Below are 16,621 nucleotides of genomic sequence, written 5' to 3'. Positions count from 1 at the left end.
GATTTGCGGTCGAGAAGCGCAACTGTGCTTTGCACGGGGCCGCCGAGGCAGTGAGCATCGCAGGCCGTAAAGCACGACGCGCAGCAGGTTTTATCATGTGCGCATATTTGCAACGCCGAAGGGAACGTGCACCATCGGGATGGTGCCGCCCGCCGATTTGAGGTGGCTCAGCTGGTCGTCGAAGAAGATATGCGGCTTGAACACGGCCAGTACGCGCGACTTGTCCATGCCGCCGAGGAAAAACGTCTCGTCGGCCGCCACGCCCCAGCTTTTCAGGGTCGTCACTACTCTCTCGTGCGAAGGCGCGTTGCGCGCCGTGATGATGGCGATGCGCAGGATCTTTTTATAGCCGGGGTCGCGCCGCTGGGCCCGTTCCTCCAGGCGCTGCATGGTGGCCAGCTTCTGGAACAGGCCGGCCAGCGGTCCGGGGCGGTGCGGCGTGCCCACGTTCAGGGTTTCATGGGCGTGGAATTCATCGACGTCGTTGTTGCGCTTGAAGACGGTTTCCGCTTCGTCATCGGCGATCACGCCGTCGAAATCGAAGGCCACGCGCAATTCCTCGTCGTCCTCGTCGTCTTCCGTGCGCGACGGCAGTACCAGTCCGGCCGGGTAGTCGCAGGCCAGGGCGCTGCGCACGTCGCCTTCATTCGCGCTGAGGAACAGCGACGCATTGAAGGCGGGCAGGTAGGGGTAGGGCGACTTGCCCGTCATGAAGGCGGCGCGTGAAATGTCCAGGCCGTAGTGGGCGATCGAGTGCATGACGCGCAGGCCCGTTTCCGGTGAATTGCGCGAAAACAGCACCACTTCCACGGGCGACTGGCGCGGATAGTGCTTGTTGATGTTCAGGAAACGGCGGATGAAGGGGAAGGCCACGCCGCGCGGCAGGACCGTGTCGATATGCGTTTCCTGGTACTTGCGGTACTCCTCGGGGCCATTGTCGAGGTAGACCTGGTGCGATTCGGCCAGGTCGAACAGGGCGCTGGAAGCGACCCCGATCACCAGTTTGTGTTCGATAGGATAAGCCATGGTCTGCCTGTTGTTTGCTTGTTGCTCATCTTATACGACTATCAACTGCGTAGCCAATAGTGAAGCACGGTCACTTTTTGCACCAAAGCGGGGCGTCATGTCAATTTTTTTGACCGCTGTGCAATACGCGCCACAGTAAAGAAATAAATATTGTCTTGTATCAAGTATATGGCAGCCAGCGCGCTCTTTTTCCACTATGCTTCCACTTATGAAATCTCGCCAATTGTAACGAAGCGTACGCCCTATCCCCGCCACCTTTATACAAGTGTCAGCTGTTTTACTCGAACATGCCAGCCCCGACTTCGCCAGCAGTCTTCGTGACTTTATAAAGGACCTAGCCATGTTTAAGAATTTACTGATCAAATGGAAGCTGGCGACGCTTGTCGCCGTGATGATGGCGGCATTGCTGGTGGTAGGCGTCAGCGGATATTCGGGCATCGCCACCGTCGGGCGCGCCGTCAATGAAATCGGCGTGGTGCGCCTGCCGTCGATCCAGGGCCTGATGATGATGAGCGAAGGCCAGACGGCCGTCGCCGCCGCTACCCTGACGGCCGCCATGTATGAAAACAATTACCAGGCACAGGACAAGTTCGCGGAAGCGCTGCAGCTGCGCACCAAGGCATGGACGAATATCGAGGCGGGCCGCAAGCTGTACGAGCCGCTGCCGCAAACCCCCGAGGAAGCCGTGCTGTGGCAGCGCTTCCAGGGCGAGTGGGCGGCCTGGAAGGCGGACGACGACAAGGTGCGCGCCATCTTGCGCCAGCTGGCCGACAACCGCGACGAGCCGCGGCAGAAAGAGTTGTTCGCGGTGTTCTACAAGCAGTACCAGGACTCGCGCGCGCTGTTCGGCAAGGCCGAAGGCACGCTCAACGAGATCATCAAGCTCAATAACGGCGTGGCCGATGCCAGCGTCAAGGATGGCAGCGCGGCCGTGATCCGCTCGGAAAGCCTGATGGTCATCCTCGGCTTGCTGGCCTCCGCGCTGGGCATCGGCTGCGCCGCCTACATCACGCGCGCCATCACCCAGCCGATCAATGCGGCCGTGAAAGTGGCGCAGACGGTGGCCTCGGGCGACCTGACGAGCCAGATCGAAGTGCACACGACGGAAGAAACGGGCCAGCTGCTGCGGGCGCTGAAAGACATGAATTCCAGCCTGGTCAGCATCGTCGGCCAGGTGCGCAGCGGCACGGAGACCATCGCTACGGCGTCGTCGGAAATTGCCAGCGGCAACCTGGACCTGTCCTCGCGCACGGAAGAGCAAGCCAGTTCGCTGGAAGAGACGGCGTCGTCGATGGAAGAACTGACGTCCACCGTGCGGCAGAACGCCGACAACGCCCAGCAGGCGAACCAGCTGGCGCTGAACGCCTCGGGCGTGGCGGTCAAGGGCGGCGCCGTGGTGGGCAAGGTGGTCGAGACCATGGACGCCATCAACGACTCGTCGCGCAAGATCGTCGACATCATTTCCGTCATCGACGGCATCGCCTTCCAGACGAATATCCTGGCGCTCAACGCCGCCGTGGAAGCGGCGCGCGCGGGCGAGCAGGGACGCGGTTTCGCCGTGGTGGCCACCGAGGTGCGTAATTTGGCGCAGCGTTCCGCAGCCGCCGCCAAGGAAATCAAGACGCTGATCGGCGACTCCGTCGTGGCCGTCGACACGGGCAGCAAGCTGGTGGCCGAGGCGGGCAGCACGATGGCTGAAATCGTCGCCAGCGTGCAGCGCGTGACGGACATCATGGCGGAGATCAGCCTGGCCACGCAGGAGCAAAGCTCGGGCATCGACCAGATCAACCAGGCCATCGGCCAGATGGACCAGGTGACGCAGCAAAACGCGGCCCTGGTGGAAGAGGCGGCCGCCGCGGCCGAATCGCTGCAGGAGCAATCGGGCCAGCTGGCCCAGGTGGTCAGCGTCTTCAAGCTCGATGGCGCGCAGGCGCCTGCCGCGCACGAAAACACAAACGCAAAGCCGGCCGCGCCGCGCACCGTGGCCGCCAGCGCCGCGCTGAAGCGTCCGGCACCGGGACATGCTTCGCGCCCCGCCGCGGGCCGCCCGGCCCTGCACGCCGTGACGACCCAGCGCCAGAGCGCGCCGCGTGACGACGAGTGGGAAGTGTTTTGATCGATTGACGGCGCCCGCATGCGCTACCGGACGGCCGCCTTGCGCGGCCGTTTTTACATGCGCGCACTGCGGTTACTACTTACTAAAAAAACAGCGTTACAAAAATAGCTGTTTTGTCATCTAAGCAAATCTTTTCAAAACTTAACGCGACATTGCCTGTGAGATAACTCACACTGCCAGCCGTACCACCCTTGTTCCCGCCTCGGCCACATCCCGGCTGACCCTTCCGCCTGCTGCGTCCGGCCATACCTGGCAGGCGGCAGCCATTGCCGTCAGCCTTGCATGCGAGCCCGGCGCGATGACCGATGCACCACACTGAAGGATGCGAATAAAGATGGCAAATATGAAAATCGGCACACGCCTGCGCTGCGCCTTTGCATTGTTGACCTTGCTGCTGCTGGCGACCGCCGTGCTGGGCATGCTGCGCCTGTCCAGTCTGGAACTGCGCATGCGCGACGTGATCGATGACAAATATCCGAAAACCGTGCTGGCCAACGACATCATCAAGAATGTCAACATCATCGCGCGCTCCTCGCGCAACCTGCTCCTGATGACGGAACCGCAGCAGCTGGCGCAGGAACGCGCCACCATCGCCAGGGCGGGCGGCGAAACGGAAAAAAGGCTGGCGCAGCTGGAAAAGGCGGTGCAGTCGCCGCAGGGCCGCCAACTGATGGCGGCCGTGACGCAGGCGCGCGCCGCGTTCAACGGCGGGCGCGACAAGGTACTGGCCCTGCTGGAAGAGGGCGCGCGCGATGAAGCGACCAGCTTGCTGCTCGGTACGGTGCGCGGCGAGCAGCTGCGCTACATGGCGGCGCTGGAAAGCCTGATCGCGTACCAGCATGAGCTGATGGAGGAGGCGGGCGCCCAGGTGCATCAAGAATACGCGACGGCGCGCAACATGATGCTGGCGCTGAGCGCGCTGGCCGTGCTCTTTTCGCTCGTCACGGCCTGGCTGGTCACGCGCAGCATCGTCGATCCGCTGCGCCATGCCTTGAGCGTGGCGCAGACCGTGGCCGCCGGCGACCTGACGTCGACCTTCGGCCGCCACGGCGGCGATGAAACGGGCAAGCTGCTCGACGCGCTGTGCATCATGAACGGCAACCTGCTCGACATCGTGCAGCGCGTGCGCAGCGGCACTGACACCATCGCCACGGCCTCGTCGCAGATCGCGGCCGGCAATATCGACCTGTCCTCGCGCACGGAGGAGCAGGCCAGCTCGCTCGAACAGACCGCGTCGGCCATGGAGGAACTGAGCTCCACGGTGCAGCAGAACGCGGACAATGCACGCCATGCGAGCGTGCTGGCCGTCGAGGCGGCGAATATCGCCGGCGCCGGCGGGCAAGCCGTGGGCCAGGTGATCCATACGATGGACGCCATCAGTGCGTCGTCGGCGCAGATCGCCGACATCATCGGCGTGATCGACATGCTGGCCTTCCAGACGAATATCCTGGCCCTGAACGCGGCCGTGGAAGCGGCGCGCGCGGGTGAGCAGGGGCGCGGCTTTGCCGTCGTGGCAACGGAAGTGCGCAACCTGGCGCAACGCAGCGCGGCGGCGGCGCGCGATATCCGCGCCCTGATCGCCACCTCGACGCAGCAGGTGGGCGCAGGCGCGGCGCTGGTTGCGCAGGCCGGCGCCACGATGCAGGAAGTGGTGGCGGCCGTGGGGCGCGTGAGCCAGATGGTGGCCGACATCACGGCGGCCAGCGCCGAGCAAAGCACGGGCATCGGCCAGGTCAGCCAGGCGGTCGTGCAGATGGACGAAGTGACGCAGCAGAACGCGGCCCTGGTGGAGGAAGCTGCGGCCGCTTCGCAATCGCTGGAAGGCGAGGCGGCGAATCTGCTGCAGGTGGTCAGCGTGTTTCGCCTGCGCCAGGGGCCGGCGGTTCTGGCGGGCCGCCCTGCGCCTGCCGTGCCGCGCCTGCTGGCCTAGTGGCGCGCCTGGCAAGGTTCTGGCACGGCGCGCTGGCGCTGCTGTGCCGGGCGCCGGCGCGCAGCCGGGAGTTGCAGGGGCGCCTGGACAGGGCCATCGTCGATGGCGAATTCTGCTTTCACTACCAGGGCAAGTTCGATACGGCGCAGCTGCGCCTGGTCGGCCTGGAAGCGCTGCTGCGCTGGAACCATCCGCGCCACGGCCTCGTCTACCCGAACGAATTCATCGGTCTGGCCGAGCGGACGAACGCCATCGCCGCGCTGGGCAACTGGGGCATCGACGCGGCCTGCCGCCAGTTGGCGCAGTGGTGCGCGCAGGGCCTGCCTGTGGTGCCTGTCGCGGTGAATGTCTCGGCGCGCCAGCTGTGCCAGCCGCAGTTGCCCGATTTTGTGCTGGGCTGCCTGCGGCGCCACGCCATTCCCCCCGGCCTGCTGGAGCTGGAAGTGACGGAAAGCTGCTGCATCGACGACATGGCGCAGGCGACGCAGGGATTGCGCCGGCTGCGTGCGCTGGGCCTGTCCATTTCGCTCGACGATTACGGCACCGGCCATTCGGGCCTGAGCCATGTCAGGCTGCTGCCGATTCACACCATCAAGATCGACCGCTCCTTCATCCGCGACCTGGGCAGCGGTGGCAGCGCAGATTGTGACACTGTCATCGTCGCCTCGACCATTGCGCTGGCGCGCGGTCTCGGCTTGCAGGCGCTGGCCGAGGGCGTGGAAAACGGTGAACAGCTGGCGCAGCTGCGGCGGCTGGGCTGCCCGCAGGTACAAGGCTTTTATCTGCACCGCCCGGCGCCCGCGGCCGATGTGGCCGCGCTGCTGGCCGCGGGCGCGCCGGCCGGCCCTGGTACAGTGCCGCGCCGTGGCCTGGTACGGCCTGGCGCGGATGCTCAGTAGAATATGGCCACTGCAAGCCGCGTGCTTTAACACCTACTCCCCCACGCAAGAATGATAAACAGTCCTGCCCCGGCCTATGTCTTCGGCCCGTTTCGCCTTTTGCCGCTGGAGCGCCTGCTGTTCGAGGGCGAACGCGCGCTGCGCCTGGGCAGCAGGGCCATGGACTTGCTGCTGGCCCTGCTGGAGCGCGCCGGCGACATCGTCGACAAGCATGAACTGGTGGCCATCGTCTGGCCCAATGCCGTGGTCGACGACGCGACCTTGCGCGTGCATCTGGCGGCGCTGCGCAAGGCGCTCGGCGATGGCCGCGATGGCCAGCGCTACATCACCACCATTCCCGGGCGCGGCTACGGCTTCCTGGCGCCGCTCGCGCACACGGGCCGGCCGGCGCCCGGTGCTGCGGGCACCGAGCCGCGGCACAACCTGCCCGTCATGCTGACGCGCATGCTGGGGCGCGCCGAGGTGCTGCAGACGATGGCCAACCAGCTGCTGCAATTGCGCCTGCTGTGCATTGCCGGCCCGGGCGGCATCGGCAAGACCACCCTGGCCGTCGTCCTGGCCACGCGCGTGCTGCGCCGCTATGCCGACGGCGTGTGTTTCGTCGACCTGTCGCCGCTGGAAGAGGGGCGCCTGGTGCCGCTGGCGCTGGCCACGGCGCTGGGCGTGGCCGTGGCGGCCGGCGACGCCATGCCGGTGCTGCTGGCCTACCTGCGCCCGCGCCACATGCTGATCGTGCTTGATAACTGCGAGCACGTGATCGGCGCGGCCGCCGCGCTGGCCGACGCCTTGCTTAAGGGTGCGCCGCTGCTGCACGTGCTGGCCACCAGCCGCGAGCCGCTGCGCATCACGAGCGAGCAGTTGCAGCGCCTGCCTGCGCTGGAATTGCCGCCGGCCGATGCCGTGCCCGATGCGGCGGCAGTACGCCATTTCGCCGCGGTGCAGCTGTTTTGCGAACGCTGCGCGGCCGTCGACGATGCTTTCGTGCTGGCCGACGCCGACGTGCCCGTGGTGGTGGACATCTGCCGGCGGCTCGATGGCATCCCGCTGGCGCTGGAGCTGGCGGCCGGGCGCATCGGCCATTTCGGCCTGCACGAATTGCGCCGCCAGCTCGACGACCGTTTTCGCCTGTTGACGCGCGGCGCGCGCAACATGCCCTTGCGCCACCAGACCCTGCGCGCCACCCTCGACTGGAGCTATGGCCTGCTCGATGCGCAAGAGCGCCAGGTGCTGCAGGCGCTGAGCGTGTTCAGGAGCCGCTTCCGCCTCGAGTCGGCCAGCGCCGTGGCCGGCTGCGACGTGTTCGACACCTTGGCCGACCTGGCGGCCAAGTCCCTCGTCAGCATCGAGTTTTGCCGCCAGTACGTGTATTACCGGCTGCTCGACACCACGCGCGCCTATGCCGGCGCGCTGCTGTCGGCGGGCGGGGATGCGGGCGCCGTGCTGCTGCGCCACGCGCGCCATTGCCTGGGCCTGACCCAACGCATCGCGGCCGACTGGGGCAGCATGCCGCCGGCCAGCTGGAGCGCGCGCTACGGCCGCCATGTCGACGACCTGCGCGCCGCCATCGACTGGGCTTTCGGCGAGGAGGGCGACGTGGCGTTGGGCGTGTCCCTGACCCTGGCCGCGCAAACCCTGTTTTATCAGCTGTCGCTGATGGACGAATACCGCGTGCGCGTCGGGCGGGCGCTCGAGCGCATGGTCGCGCGTGGGCTGGACGACCCGGACAGCGAGATGCGGCTGCATGCCTCGCAGGCGCACCTGCTGCTGCATACGCAGGGCATTACCGGCACCATGCTGCGTTCGTTCCAGCACGGTTATGCGCTGGCCATGCGTACGGACGATGGCAGCCGTCGCTGTGAGGCGATTTGCGGCATGTGGATCTGCTGCCTGAAGCTGGCCGATTTCCAGCGCGCCGACAGTTACGCCACCGAGCTTGCCGTCCTGTGCGACGCGCGCGAGGCCCGCGATGACGCGCCGATGCGGCTGGTGCTGGCGCGCATGCGCTCCGTGGGCGAGTATGTGCAGGGACGCTACGCGCAGTCGGCGGCGCTGGCGCGCATGGTGCTCGCCCATCCCGAGGGCGCTGCGCAGCTTGGCTTCAACAATGTCTTGCTGGCCGACCACCAGGTTTGCCTGCGCGGCACGCTGGCGCGCTGCCTGTGGATGCAGGGCCGCCCCGACGAGGCGTTGGAATTGGTGCGCGAGGCCGTCGCGGTGGGCTTCGAGCACAATGGCGTCACGCTGTGCGTGGCGCTGGCCGTCAATGCCATTCCCGTCGCCCTGTGGTGCGGGCAGCGGGAACTGGCGCATGCGTGGACTTGCCTGCTGTGCGAGCATGCGGCCCGCTATGGCTTGCTGTACTGGAGCGCCTGGGGCGCCGCCTACCAGCGCCTGCTCGATGGGGGCGAGGCGCTGACGCAGTTCCCCTGGCCGGCGGTGCGCAGCTGGCCGATACAGGTCGATTTGATGGCCACCCTGCACGACGCGGCCGCCGATAGCCAGGCGCTGCGGCGTGCGCGCATGGGCATGGCGCCGTGGAGTGCGCCGGAAGTGCTGCGCCGCGACGCGCACCACCGCTGGCGGGCGCTGGCGCAAGACGATGCTGCCGGCCTGGAAGCGGTGCGGGTGCAGCTGGAAGAAGCGCTGCGGCTGGCCAGGGGCCAGCAGGCGCCCGGCTGGGAGCTGCGCTGTGCCACCAGCCTGGCGGCCGTGCTGCAGGCGCAAGGCCGCCGCGCCGCCGCGCATGCCGTGCTGGCCCCCGTCCATGCGGGCTACCGGCAGGGGCGCGACACGACGGACGTGATGGCGGCAGCGGCTTTGCTGGCGCAGCTGGCTTGAACGCTATTCGTAGGCGCCCAGCCGGCGCTGTTCGTCCGGGGTAAAGCTGGCGTCGCGCAGCTGCTGCAGGGCTGCCGCATCCTGCGCGCCGCCGGGCAGGCTGGCCTTATGGGCTTTGAGCGCTTGATAGGCGATGATGCGCTGCTGCCACTGCGATTCTTCGCGGTCCAGTTCCGCCAGGCGCGCCGCCGCCGCTGGCGTAAAGGTGCTGGCACGCAGGCGGTACACTTCATTCTCGCCGCCGCCCTGTGCCCGCAAGGTCCTGACCGAGGCGTCCAGCTGCGCCACCTGCAGCGGCGCGTCGCGCGCGGCGCGCTGGGCGGGCGTCATTTTTTGATCGAGTGCCGCCAGTTGCGACTGGCGCTGCGCTTCATCGAGCGACGTGTCGCCGAGGATGGCCATGCGCGCCACGGCATCGTCGTCGTACGCGTCGCTGGCGCCGAACAGGCCCGCGCTTTCCTCGGGCGTAAAGTAATTGCCGCGCAAGGCGCGCATGGCTTGCAGGCGCGCGCGCGCCGCCAGGGCCGCATCGGCTTGCGCCGGCAAGGCCTGTTCCGCGCCGGTCAGCGCCTGCTTGTAGGCCAGGTATGCGCCCAGCAGGCGCTTGGCTTCGCGGGCGGGGACGGGCGCCAGGCGCCGGTCCAGTTCCGCTTCGATCTGGCTGCGGATGGCGGCCAGCGGCTTTTCACCGAGGCCCGCCAGGTAGTAGTCGAACAGGTGCGCCAGTTCCGCGTCGACCACCAGCTTGTCGCCGGTGGCCACCGTCACGTTGCCGTCGGGCCGCGTGCCTTCCATCGAGCGCACGAACGCGAACAGGTCCGGTTCCGCCTTTTCCGGCGGCGGGGCCGGTGCTTCGCCAGGGCGCAGCGCCAGGTACAAGGCCAGGGCCGCCAGACTGCCGCCGATGATCGATTTCGCGTGCATGCGCTTCTCCTTACAGTCCCAGGCCTTGCAGGCGGTTGGCCTGCTGGCGGAAGACGGTGACGGGGTTCGTTTCGAACAGGTTGACGATGCCGACGAACTGGTTGACTTCATCGAGATGGTTCATGGCGTAGTCGTCGCGGATCACTTTGCCCAGGTGGCTGGAGCAGCTGCTGACCAGACCATCGTTCTTGGCACCACCGAAGGCCAGGCTGATGGCGGCCAGCAGCGGGTCGCCCACGTCGAGCACGTTCGTGTACGGCTGCGCGCCGCTCCAGGAAAAATAGTGCACGCCCTGCACCTGGTAGGCGCCTTCGCCGCAGGCGGAGGTGGGCACGCCTTGCGGATGGCGGCTATTGAAGGCGAGCGAACCGGCCGTGGACAGCGACGCCAGCGAGGCGCCCGCGTTCTGCGGCAAGCCCTTGTTACCCGACAAAATGCCGATCAGCGAGGCCAGCGCATTGCCCAGCGCGTTGCTGGTGTTGGGAATGGCGCCGCTGAGGATATCGGCCACCTTGGAGCCTTTGTTCACGCCGGCCACGCTGGTGACGGACGCCACCAGATCGGGGCGCACGGAAGCGACATAGCGGGCCGTGGGGCCGCCGTGGCTATGGCCGATCAAATTGACCTTGGCCGCCCCCGTGGCGGCGAGGATTTGCCGCACCTGCGACAGCAGCTGCTCGCCGCGCACTTCCGTGCTGTTGGCGGCCGACACGGTGGTCACATACACTTGTGCGCCGCCGCTGCGCAAGGCGTCGGAGACGCCATAAAAATAATCGACGGGACCGAGCTTGTCGAAGCCGAACAGGCCGTGCACGAGCACGATCGGGTACTTCGTCTGCGTGTAGCCGGCGGCGCTGGCGCTGCCGGGCAGGATGGCGAGGGTGAACAGCAGGGTGGATAGCAATTGCCAAAAGCGAGTCTTCATTTTGTCTCCGTTATTTGAATAATATGGAAATGTCGATGCTGTAGCGGTGAACCGTGCGCTCCTTGCATTCTCGATGCATTAAAAATAGCGAGCGCTCGGTTTTTTAAATGTAGCACCGCTCGATGTAAATTGCATTTGAATTGCATGATGCAGCGCAATAACTGTGGGTATTTGGCGTGGCTTATGCGCCCATTGCATAGTTGAAAAGTAAAATAGTTGTTTTCCTGAGCTATAATCGGCCCCGCATCAGCCGTCCCGCCGTCTTGCAGTGCCTTGCCCAGGCATTGCATGGATATCGCTCTTACACCGTTATTTGGGAATGCACTTGTCGACCCATTTTAATTTTGAACAGTTTCAGCAGATGACGCCTTTAAATGGCGAAAACATCTGGGAATATATTCTTGACCGCCACGCGGAACGTATCGGCGTCAAGCGCCGCAAGCCGGCGCTGGAAAATCTTGAACGCATCTTCGTCGCCACCTTTCGCCTGGCCAATGACGTGGGTTTTCGCGCCATGAGCTTGCGCGACCTGTGCCGCGAGACGGGGCTGTCGATGGGCGGCCTGTATGGCTACATCACCAGCAAGGATCAACTGGCCGAAATGATCGAGGACGTGGTGCGCCATGCCACGCAAGCCTTGCCGCTGCTGTTCGTCGACGTGAAGTCGCCGCTGGACCGCCTCGAAGCGATGATACGCTCGTCGATCTACCTGTCCGAAGTGCTGCAGCCGTGGTTTTATTTTGTCTTCATGGATTCGCGCGTGCTGCAGGTCGAGCAGCGCAGCATGGCGAAGAATTCGGAGCTGTATGTGCAGACCCTGATCGCCACCACCATCGCCGAAATCGAACCGAAGCCGCAGGGCGATCCCACCTTGCTGGCCGCGCACTGCCTGGCCCTGTTCCAGGACTGGTACGTGAAACGCTGGAAGTACCGCGCCGCGAAGGTCAATGTCGACGATTTCGCCGACAGCGTCGTCAGTACGGCGCGCGGGTATTTGAGCATGGTCAAGGCGCCGGAAGTAGGTCGCCGATAGCGACTAATCGCGACAAGCAGTYCCGGCTAACCCGTCCTACTGATCAGTTCGTGGTTTCCACCGGCAGCGTCTCCGGCACAGCTGCCGGATCCGTCGGCGTCTCCGCGTCCATATCCAGCGTCTTGACCCCGTTCATGTCGATGAATTCATCGTACAGCCACTCGCCGTCGACCTGGCTCAGACCCTCCGGCACGGCGCGCGTGATTTGCGGGCGCGTCGACAGGGCCGTGCGCATGTAGTCGATCCAGATCGGCATGGCCAGGGTGGCGCCGAATTCGCGTCCGCCCAGGGACTTGGGCTCGTCATAGCCCATCCACGCCACCGCCACGATGCCGCCGCTGTAGCCGGCGAACCAGCCGTCGACGGCGTCGCTGGTGGTGCCCGTCTTGCCGGCGATGTCAGTCCGGCCCAGTTTTTTCGTTGCCGCCGCGCCCGTGCCCGTGCGCGCCACTTCGCGCAGCATGCTGTCCATCACGAAGGCGTTGCGCGGGTCCAGCGCCAGGGTCTTGTCGTCGTTCGGCGCGGGCGGCTTGGTCTGCATCAGGATGGCGCCCTTGGCGTCGACGATGCGGTCGATCAGGTACGGTTCCACCTGGTGGCCGCCATTGGCGAACAGGGCGTAGGCGCCCGCCATCTGCACGGGTGTGACGGAGCCCGTGCCCAGCGCCATGGTCAGATTGTTCGGCTGGCGGGCCGGGTCGAAGCCGAATTTTTCCATGAAGTCGTGCGTGTACGACACGCCCAGTGCGCGCAGGATGCGCACCGATGCCACGTTCTTCGATTGCGCCAGCGCGTAGCGCATGGTGATGGGACCGTCGAACTTGAAGTCGTCGTTCTGCGGCGCCCACACCTTGCCGCCCGCCTGCATTTCCAAAGGCACGTCATTGATCAGGGTGGCCGGCGAAAAGCCTTTTTCCAGCGCCGCCGAATACACGAAGGGCTTCATGGCCGAACCGGGCTGGCGCCACGCTTGCGTGACGTGGTTGAACTTTTGCAGGTTGTAATCGAAGCCGCCCACCATGGCGTGGTAGGCGCCCGTGTCCGCGTCGAGCGATACGAAGGCGGCGGCCACCAGCGGCACTTGCGTGATGGCCCAGTTGTCCTTGCCATCTTTGGTGATGCGGATTACGGCGCCCGGGCGCAGCTTGATGCCGGCGCTCGCTTTGGCGGACAGCGCAGGGGTGGCAAAGCGCAAGCCGTCGCCCGTGATGGTCTTGGCGTCGCCGTCGCCCGTATCGGCCACCACCTTGCCGCTGGCCACGTCCGTGACGACGGCGGCGATCAGGCCATCGCTGTCCGGGCGTTTTTGCAGCGCCGCGTCGATGGCGTCGTCGCGCTGCTCGGGGTCGGCCGGCATGTCGATGAAGGTTTCCGGGCCGCGGTAGCCGTGGCGCTGGTCATAGGCGATGACGTTGCGGCGCGTCGAGGCGTAGGCGGCATCCTGGTCCGCTTTCAGGATCGTCGTGTAGACGCTGATGCCCTTGGTGTAGCTGTCTTCCTTGAACTGCGCGTAGACAGCCTGGCGCGCCAGTTCTGCCACGTATTCGGCGTGCGTGTCGAAGCCCTGCTTGCCGCGGCTATTGATATGCAGCGGCTGCGCCAGCGCCTGCTGGTACTGGCCTTCGCTGATGTAATCGAGTTCGCGCATGCGTTTCAGGACCAGCCGCTGTCGCGCGTGCGCCTTTTTCGGATTGCTGATCGGGTTGTGGCGCGACGGGTTTTGCGGCAGGCCAGCCAGCATGGCCATTTCCGCGATCGACAGTTCGGACAATGGCTTGCCGAAGTAGGTCTGCGCCGCGCTGCCAAAGCCGAACGAGCGCTGGCCCAGGTACATCTGGTTCATGTACAGCTCGAGAATCTGGTCTTTCGACAGGGCCGACTCGATTTTCAGGGCCAGCATGATTTCATTGAGCTTGCGCGAAGCGACTTTTTCGCGCGTCAGGAAGAAATTGCGCGCCACCTGCATGGTGATGGTGGAGCCGCCGCCGTGGCCGAAGCCGTGGCGCAGGTTCGACAGCACGGCGCCGCCGGCGCGCACGAAGTCGATGCCGTGGTGCTCGTAGAAGCGGCCATCCTCGATGGCCAGCAGGGCCTTCTTCATCATTTCCGGCACTTGCGCAATCGGCACGAAGTCGCGGTGTTCTTCGCCGAATTCGCCGATCAGCACATTGTCGGCCGTGTACACGCGCAGCGGTATCTTCGGCTGGTAATCGGTGATGACGCCCAGTTCGGGCAGGCGGGGGCGCACGTACAGGAACAGGTAGGCGGCCAGCAGCAGGCCAGCGGCCAGGGCGGCGCAGCCGGCGATGATGATAGCGCGCACGGTGGCGCGGCGGGAAGGCCAGGGGAATCCGGTTCGTTTGGCAGTCAAGGCAGTCTCACGTGAGCGTGCAGGGCACGGTGGCAGCGATTATAGACCAATGCGCCAGCCGTTCCGGCGCGGGCGGGGTGCCAGGGCTGGCCGCCAGGAGGGGGAGCAAAAAACCTTTTCATCGAAACGCGGCTGTGCGATAGTCTCGGCTTCAAGCAAATAGCCCGGGCATCGATCCGGGCTGTTTATTTTAAAAGATTAAGGATTGATTTATGGCAAAAGATGCAATGCCGAGCGCCGTGAAGCCGTATATTCCGGCCGATGCGAAACTGCCCGAGATGACCTTCCGCGCGCTGTTCATGGGCGTCATCCTGGGGATGGTCTTTGGCGCCTCCTCGCTCTACCTGGTGCTGAAAGTGGGCCTGACCGTCAGCGCCTCGATTCCCGTCGCCGTGATCGCCATTACCCTGTTCGGCCTGGCCAAGAAGGTGGGCGGCAAGGATTCGTCGATCCTGGAAAACAGCATCACGCAAACGGCCGGTTCGGCCGGCGAATCGCTGGCCTTCGGCCTGGGCGTGACCATGCCCGCCATTCTGATCCTCGGCTTCGACCTGGAAATCTCGCGGGTCATGCTGGTCGGTGTCCTCGGCGGCCTGCTGGGCATTTTGATGATGATCCCGATGCGCCGCACCATGATCGTCGACCAGCACAAGGAACTCAAATTCCCCGAAGGCACGGCGTGCGCCGAAGTGCTCAAGGCGGCCGCCACGGAAGAATCGCGCATCGCCGCCGGCGAAAGCATCGAGAAGGATTCGGCTGCCGCGCTGGACGCCAAGCGCCGCGCCAAGATCATCTTCGGCGGTTTCGCCGTCGGCCTGCTGTACAAGGTATTCAATATCTCGTTCAAGGGCTGGAAGGATACGCCGGGCGTGGAATTTGCCGCGCCGCTGAAGGGCGGCTCCATCGGCGCCGAGATTTCCCCTGAATTGCTGGGCGTGGGCTACATCATCGGCCCGCGCATCGCCGCCACGATGGCGGCCGGCGGCGTGCTGTCTTACCTGCTGCTGATCCCGATGATCAAGTTCTTCGGCGACAGCCTGACCACCGTGCTCTCGCCGGGCACCAAGTTGATCAGCGAAATGGGCGCGGACGACGTGCGCAGCGCCTATGTCCTGTACATCGGCGCGGGCGCCGTGGCCGCAGGCGGCCTGATTTCTCTGGTGCGCGCCATGCCCATGATCTGGCGCAGCCTGTCGGCCGGCCTGAAAGGCATCGGCAAGGGCGTCAAGAGCAATTCCACCCTGCGCACGGACCAGGATATCCCCCTGAAATGGGTCGTCATCGGCTGCCTGTCCATCATCGCCGTGATCACCTTCGCCACGCCGCTGCACATGAATTTCCTCGGCGCGCTGCTGATCCTCGTCTTCGGCTTCCTGTTCGCCACCGTGTCGTCGCGCCTGACGGGCGAAATCGGCTCGTCGTCGAATCCGATCTCGGGCATGGCCGTGGCCACCTTGCTGTTTACCTGCCTGATCTTCCTGATCATGGGCTGGACGGGCGGGCGTTACTATGTGACGGCCCTGTCGGTGGGCGCCATCGTCTGCATCGCCGCCAGCAATGCGGGCACCACCTCGCAAGACTTGAAAACCGGCTATCTGGTGGGCGCCACGCCGCGCCTGCAGCAGTATGCGATTTTAGCGGGCGCGCTGTCGTCCGCGCTGATCCTCGGCCCGATTCTGCTGAAACTGAACGAAGCGAGCACCGTCTACGTGCCGGCCGCCCAAGTGGCGCCCGGCCTGACGGTCGATGCGTCGAAGCTGACCGTGACGGGCGAGCTGCATGGCCCGCAAGCCGATACCGACCACAATACGTATAAGGTCTGGCAAAAGACGGATACCGTCGGCGGCCCGGCCGGCAAGTATTTCGTCAAGGAAGATGGCCAGCTGGCTTACCTGGTCGATCCGGGCATCAATGGCCATTACAGCAAGCGTCCGGACGGTTCGGAAGTGAAAAAATACGATGCGCCGAAGGCCGTGCTGATGTCCTACATCATCAAGGGCATCCTCGACCAGCAGCTGCCGTGGACCCTGGTGCTGTTCGGCGTGATGATCGCCGTGGTGCTGGAAATGGCCGGCATCCCGTCGCTGGCGTTTTCCGTGGGCGTGTACTTGCCGCTGTCATCGACCTTGCCGATCTTCGTCGGCGGCCTGGTGCGCTGGCTGGCGGACCGCCGCAACAACAAGCTGGAACACAATGCGAAACTGAACGAGGAAGAGCGCCAGCTGGCCGGCGACCGCAGTTCGGGCGTGCTGCTGGCCTCCGGCTACATCGCCGGTGGCGCGCTGGCCGGCATCATCATCGCCATCACGGCCGGCGTGCTCACGCACTTCGACCAGATGATGGCCGACTGGGCCGAGCACGGCAACCCGTTCTACGCTGGCCTGCACTCGGACGCGCTGTCCCTGCTGCCGTATGCCGTCATCATCGTGCTGCTGTATATCGTGGCAAGAGAGAAGAAGGCGGATCGCCCGCAGGCTTGATGTCCCAGCCTATCCTATGAGAGCCGCCCGGTGTCATGATGATCCGGGCGGTTTTCTTATGCGCGTCGCCGGCCGGCTT

At 65.3% G+C, this 16,621-nt stretch carries 10 protein-coding genes; 6 read left to right on the top strand and 4 right to left on the bottom strand.

Features of this window, described 5'->3' with window-relative positions:
* Positions 1-93: 93 nt before the first annotated feature.
* Positions 94-1,026, bottom strand: a complete 933-nt coding sequence (locus AC4BCN_RS18470; protein ID WP_456150167.1) for a 5'-nucleotidase — start codon at positions 1,024-1,026, stop codon at positions 94-96.
* Between the two features lie 340 nt (positions 1,027-1,366).
* On the opposite strand from AC4BCN_RS18470, the gene AC4BCN_RS18465 reads away from it, so the two are divergent.
* The 4 genes from AC4BCN_RS18465 to AC4BCN_RS18450 all read left to right on the top strand — a co-directional run bounded on the left by AC4BCN_RS18465 (position 1,367) and on the right by AC4BCN_RS18450 (position 8,809).
* The gene (locus AC4BCN_RS18465) at positions 1,367-3,142 is read left to right on the top strand and encodes a methyl-accepting chemotaxis protein (RefSeq protein ID WP_490491452.1); all 1,776 of its coding nucleotides are present in this window, start codon (positions 1,367-1,369) and stop codon (positions 3,140-3,142) included.
* A 343-nt stretch (positions 3,143-3,485) separates the two neighbouring features.
* On the top strand, positions 3,486-5,072 hold the full coding sequence (locus AC4BCN_RS18460; RefSeq protein ID WP_490491451.1) for a methyl-accepting chemotaxis protein: 1,587 nt from the start codon (positions 3,486-3,488) through the stop codon (positions 5,070-5,072).
* A complete protein-coding gene (locus AC4BCN_RS18455) occupies positions 5,072-5,971 on the top strand; it encodes a putative bifunctional diguanylate cyclase/phosphodiesterase (protein ID WP_490491450.1) in 900 nt (299 codons plus the stop codon). Before AC4BCN_RS18460 ends, AC4BCN_RS18455 begins: the two co-directional genes overlap by 1 nt.
* A gap of 51 nt (positions 5,972-6,022) precedes the next feature.
* Complete coding sequence (locus AC4BCN_RS18450) at positions 6,023-8,809, top strand: ATP-binding protein (protein WP_490491449.1); 2,787 nt, start codon at positions 6,023-6,025, stop codon at positions 8,807-8,809.
* A 3-nt stretch (positions 8,810-8,812) separates the two neighbouring features.
* On the opposite strand, the gene AC4BCN_RS18445 is transcribed toward AC4BCN_RS18450, so the two are convergent.
* Positions 8,813-9,733, bottom strand: a complete 921-nt coding sequence (locus AC4BCN_RS18445) for a lipase secretion chaperone (protein WP_490491448.1) — start codon at positions 9,731-9,733, stop codon at positions 8,813-8,815.
* A 10-nt stretch (positions 9,734-9,743) separates the two neighbouring features.
* A complete protein-coding gene (locus tag AC4BCN_RS18440; RefSeq protein ID WP_230517822.1) occupies positions 9,744-10,658 on the bottom strand; it encodes a lipase family alpha/beta hydrolase in 915 nt (304 codons plus the stop codon).
* A gap of 361 nt (positions 10,659-11,019) precedes the next feature.
* Between AC4BCN_RS18440 and AC4BCN_RS18435 the strand changes: the two genes are divergently transcribed.
* Entirely contained in the window at positions 11,020-11,691 is a 672-nt protein-coding gene (locus AC4BCN_RS18435; RefSeq protein WP_490491447.1) for a TetR/AcrR family transcriptional regulator, read from the top strand.
* A 43-nt stretch (positions 11,692-11,734) separates the two neighbouring features.
* Here AC4BCN_RS18435 and AC4BCN_RS18430 read toward each other — a convergent pair whose 3' ends face one another.
* Entirely contained in the window at positions 11,735-14,014 is a 2,280-nt protein-coding gene (locus AC4BCN_RS18430) for a penicillin-binding protein 1A (RefSeq protein WP_490491446.1), read from the bottom strand.
* Between the two features lie 260 nt (positions 14,015-14,274).
* Between AC4BCN_RS18430 and AC4BCN_RS18425 the strand changes: the two genes are divergently transcribed.
* Positions 14,275-16,542 (top strand): OPT family oligopeptide transporter, encoded by a 2,268-nt coding sequence (locus tag AC4BCN_RS18425; protein ID WP_223278745.1) that lies wholly within the window; start codon positions 14,275-14,277, stop codon positions 16,540-16,542.
* The last annotated feature ends 79 nt before the right edge of the window (positions 16,543-16,621 follow it).

It is taken from the genome of Janthinobacterium sp. Bl 1, from assembly GCF_058215535.1.
The sequence above is the reverse complement of the archived record's forward strand: the minus strand, read 5'-3'. Positions and strand labels throughout refer to the sequence as shown.

Bases quoted from the DNA above. Each gene is read 5' to 3' on its own strand.
- AC4BCN_RS18470 (WP_456150167.1), bottom strand. From the start codon at position 1,026: ATGGCTTATCCTATCGAACACAAACTGGTGATCGGGGTCGCTTCCAGC.
- AC4BCN_RS18465 (WP_490491452.1), top strand. From the start codon at position 1,367: ATGTTTAAGAATTTACTGATCAAATGGAAGCTGGCGACGCTTGTCGCC.
- AC4BCN_RS18460 (WP_490491451.1), top strand. From the start codon at position 3,486: ATGAAAATCGGCACACGCCTGCGCTGCGCCTTTGCATTGTTGACCTTG.
- AC4BCN_RS18450 (WP_490491449.1), top strand. From the start codon at position 6,023: ATGATAAACAGTCCTGCCCCGGCCTATGTCTTCGGCCCGTTTCGCCTT.
- AC4BCN_RS18445 (WP_490491448.1), bottom strand. From the start codon at position 9,733: ATGCACGCGAAATCGATCATCGGCGGCAGTCTGGCGGCCCTGGCCTTG.
- AC4BCN_RS18440 (WP_230517822.1), bottom strand. From the start codon at position 10,658: ATGAAGACTCGCTTTTGGCAATTGCTATCCACCCTGCTGTTCACCCTC.
- AC4BCN_RS18435 (WP_490491447.1), top strand. From the start codon at position 11,020: ATGACGCCTTTAAATGGCGAAAACATCTGGGAATATATTCTTGACCGC.
- AC4BCN_RS18425 (WP_223278745.1), top strand. From the start codon at position 14,275: ATGGCAAAAGATGCAATGCCGAGCGCCGTGAAGCCGTATATTCCGGCC.